Origin of the sequence: Luteitalea sp. (assembly GCF_022842525.1) — a bacterium.
In the GTDB taxonomy this organism is placed as follows: Bacteria; Acidobacteriota; Vicinamibacteria; order Vicinamibacterales; family Vicinamibacteraceae; genus Luteitalea.
The window spans coordinates 1-3,757 of sequence record NZ_JALHPM010000335.1 but is presented as its reverse complement, the minus strand read 5'-3'; the positions used below and the strand labels follow the sequence as shown (position 1 = coordinate 3,757).

The window sequence follows — 3,757 nt, the reverse complement described above, 5'->3', positions numbered from 1 at the left end:
GCATCAGGACGCACTGCGCCGCGAAGGGCATCCGATTGATGGGCGACCTCCCCATCTATGTGGCTCACGATTCCGCCGACGTCTGGGCCGCTCCTCACTACTTCAAGCTGCGCGACGATGGGCGCCCCGATGTCCAGGCCGGCGTTCCGCCCGACTATTTCTCGGCGACCGGCCAGCTCTGGGGCAACCCGATCTACAACTGGGACGCGATGCAAGCCGACGGCTTCCAGTGGTGGATCCGTCGCATCCGTGCACTCTTCGAGATGGTGGACGTGGTGCGGATCGATCACTTCCGTGGCTTCGAGTCGTTCTGGGAGGTACCGGGAGACGCGGAGACAGCCATCAACGGGCAGTGGGTGAGCGCGCCCGGCGACGCACTCTTCACCGCGGTCACCGCAGCACTCGGCCCGCTCCCGATCGTCGCCGAGAACCTTGGCGTCATCACGCCGGAAGTGGAGGCGCTCCGTCACAAGTTCGGCTACCCCGGAATGGCGATCCTGCAGTTCGCCTTCGGCGCCGATGGTTCGGCCAACGACTTCCAGCCGCATCGCTATCCACGCGAAATGGTCGTCTACAGCGGCACACATGACAACGACACGGCCGTCGGCTGGTGGAACGCCGAGGCCGGTGCGGACTCCACGCGCACGGCGGAGATGATCGAGGCGGAGAAGGCGTTCGCCCTTCGCTATCTCGGAAGTGATGGACGGGATGTCCACTGGACGTTGATCCGCAGCGCGCTCGCCTCCGTGGCGAACACCGCGATCATCCCCATGCAGGACCTGCTGGGCCTCGGGAGCGAGGCGCGGATGAACCTGCCCGGCCGGCCGTCGGGCAACTGGGGCTTCCGGTTCCGCTGGGACCAGGTCACGCCGGAGACGGGGCGCCGGCTGCGCGAGATGGTTGACCTCTACCAACGGTGATGCGACACAGCATGGCGGCGACCGCTCAAGCGCCGGCGAGTTCTTGACCATCTGGAACATCAGCTCCGACTCGCGGCCCAGAGCCCCTGCATCTGCTCTGCAAGTCTGCGCGAAGAGAATCGTGTGGCGACGAGCGCCCCACAGCGATCAGGCGAGTCAGCGGCTTCACCATGGTGAGGCGGAATCCACTCAATGCAATCACCCGCACTCATAGTCACGTGTCTGACCCTCGCACTCGGCGTGTACGCCCGAGCCGACGACCTCAGGCTCAGCCCGTCCAATCAGCAGAAGGAGGCTCGCCCTCCCGTACTGTTTCTGCCTGAGGTCCTCGATCCGTACAAGCGCTTCACCCTGCCGCCAGGCTTCAGCGCCGACGGCAGGACGATGTTCTTCTCGCAGACCGAGTGCCTGCCGATCTGGCAATGCCCGCAACGGCTCAAGCGGATCGACAAGACGTCCTCGGGTTGGACGGCACCCCGCCTCGTGCCCCTGCCGCAAGATGCGCGCGGCGAGGCGCCGAGCGTCACGCCAGACGGTCGCTATCTGCTGTTCTCATGGGCCGCCACACGCCCGGAGTATCCCGAGGTCGCCGTCAACGACAACTTCGACCTCTGGCGACTGGACCTCACCGTGCCCGGCGCTGCGCCCGAGCCACTGCAAGGGCCTGATCTCAACCGGCCGCGCGCTGGCCGTGTGAAGACGTTGCGCTACGTACACAACGAGACGGCTGCGGTGGCAACGACCTCTTCCTCTCGCGCAGGATCGCAGGGCGCTGGACAGCACCGAAGAACCTCGGCTGCGAAGTGAACTCGGCTTACGATGATGGGGCAGGCATGATCATCCCGGGCACGCGGACGCTCGTCTTCATGTCTGGGCGTCCGTTTCCGGGCGGTCAGTCCGGCGCCGTTGCTCTCTGGACGGTCGAGGTGGAGGTCGAGTGAAGAGGAAGTGTGCGGCCAGAGCGGTGCGGGAAGAGGAGCGCCTCGGGCACTAACGGCGGCAGCCGAACGTTGAGTCGGGCTTGTCCAGCTTTCCGCCCCCTAATCCCAGACTTCCGTGTACCGCTCCCTGCTGACCGCCATCCTGCTGGCCGCTGCCCTTCCAGTCGCCGCGCTACCCGCGCAGGCCCCCGGCAGCGGTCGGCCGCCCGGCCCGCCGGCCACCGCCGCGCCCGACTCATCCACCCTCCAGTCTCAGGCCATTCGGGTCTTCCTCGACTGCCAGGGCCGAGCCCGTGGATGCGACCGCGACTTCATCGTGACCGAAGTCAACTTCGTGAACTGGATGCGCGACCGGTTCGACGCTGACGTTCAGGTCCTCGCCGTGGCCCTGACCAACGGCGGCGGAGGCACGGAGTACACTCTGACGTTCCTCGGCCGAGGGCGATTCGCCGGGATGGTGGACACCCTCACGCTCAACACCCTGCCCAACGACGCCGACGACCGCATCCGTCGCGAGCTCGCACGCACACTGAAGCTCGGTCTTACGCGCTATGTCGCGCGTTCGCCGATCGCGAATCGCCTGCAGCTGAGCTACGTCGCCCCGTTCGCGGGCCAGCGGCAGCAGGCAGGGGCGGCCAACCTGAAGGACAGGTGGAACCTCTGGACCTACACGACGAACTTCAGGGCCGACGTGCGTGCCGAAGAACGGCAGCAGTCGCTGAACGGATCACTCTCGTTCGCGGCCAACCGTTCGACGGCTGACTGGAAACTCAACGTCTCGGTCAGCAGCAACATCGTCGAGCAGAAGTTCAAGATCCCGGCCACCGGGACCCGGCCGGCATTCACGGTGACGAACGAGCAGCGGACCTACACGGCGAACTCGCTCATCGTGAAGTCGCTCACCGACCATCTGTCGCTCGGCGTCAAGGTCGGCGCCGGCTTCTCGGACTTCCTGAATCAGGACCTTGCACTCCGGCTCCAGCCCGCGATCGAGTACAACATCTTCCCGTGGACCGAGCAGACGCGGCGGCAGCTGACGTTCCTCTATAACGCCGGTCCCAATCTGTACGACTACCAGAACACCACCGTGTTCGGCGAAGACCGCGAGCTCCGGTACAGCCAGCAGGCGACCGCATCGTTTGTGGCACGGCAGGCTTGGGGCTCAGCGAACGTCTCGCTCGACTGGCTCAACTACCTCCACGACTTCAATCGCAACGCACTCACCCTCAGCGGCTTCGCCGACCTGCGCCTCGGTCGCGGATTCTCGCTCAACATCGGCGGTTCCGCGGCCCGGATCAACGACCAGATCTACCTGCCGGCTCGTGGCAACACGGAGGAGGAGATCCTGTTGCAGCGTCAGGCACTCGAGACCGGCTTCCGCATCACGACCAACATCGGCATCCGCTACACGTTCGGGTCGATCTACAATACGATCGTCAATCAACGCTTCAGCTCGCTGGGCGCGAGCACCGGTCGGTTCTCATTCTTCTAGACCGATCGGGAACGAACGTCACGCCCCTTCACGGCTGTCACGTGGAGGGGCTGGCGTTTCCCCCTCGCCCTGAAAGAGCCGTTGCGTAGCCATCTGCTGCTCCACTCCCTGGAGCAACGCCGCCAGCTGCTCCGTCGCCTTGGCCAGCGCGGTGCGAAAGAGGCTGCGATACCAAACGAAGCAACTCAGCGTGGCGAAGCCCATGGCGACGGCTCCCATCGCATAGGCCATCGGACCCGTGCCTCCCACGGTCGCCGCAGTCGTCATGGTCGCGCCGACCAGCCCTGCGGCCCCGGCCATCGCCATCATCCAATAGTCCATGCGCAGATTCGCGCGCAATCCCGGCCGCAGGTCGCCGGTGATGATCACCTCGCACGCCGGTGCGGCCGCCGTTCCACGCGGCT

General features: G+C 65.7%; 3 protein-coding genes and 1 pseudogene. 3 read left to right on the top strand and 1 reads right to left on the bottom strand.

Going from position 1 to position 3,757, the window contains the following annotated elements; all coding sequences use genetic code 11:
- From malQ to Q0C41_RS30460, 3 genes are all read left to right on the top strand, one after another.
- On the top strand, positions 1–920 hold a 920-nt coding region (gene malQ, locus Q0C41_RS30470; RefSeq protein WP_291990647.1), incomplete at its 5' end, for a 4-alpha-glucanotransferase.
- Positions 921–1,160: 240 nt separating this feature from the next.
- Positions 1,161–1,727 (top strand): hypothetical protein, encoded by a 567-nt coding sequence (locus tag Q0C41_RS30465; RefSeq protein WP_291990645.1) that lies wholly within the window; start codon positions 1,161–1,163, stop codon positions 1,725–1,727.
- Between the two features lie 249 nt (positions 1,728–1,976).
- Entirely contained in the window at positions 1,977–3,353 is a 1,377-nt protein-coding gene (locus Q0C41_RS30460; protein ID WP_291990643.1) for a hypothetical protein, read from the top strand.
- A gap of 18 nt (positions 3,354–3,371) precedes the next feature.
- Here Q0C41_RS30460 and Q0C41_RS30455 read toward each other — a convergent pair.
- Positions 3,372–3,757 (bottom strand): annotated as a pseudogene (locus Q0C41_RS30455) (hypothetical protein); the annotation flags it as partial.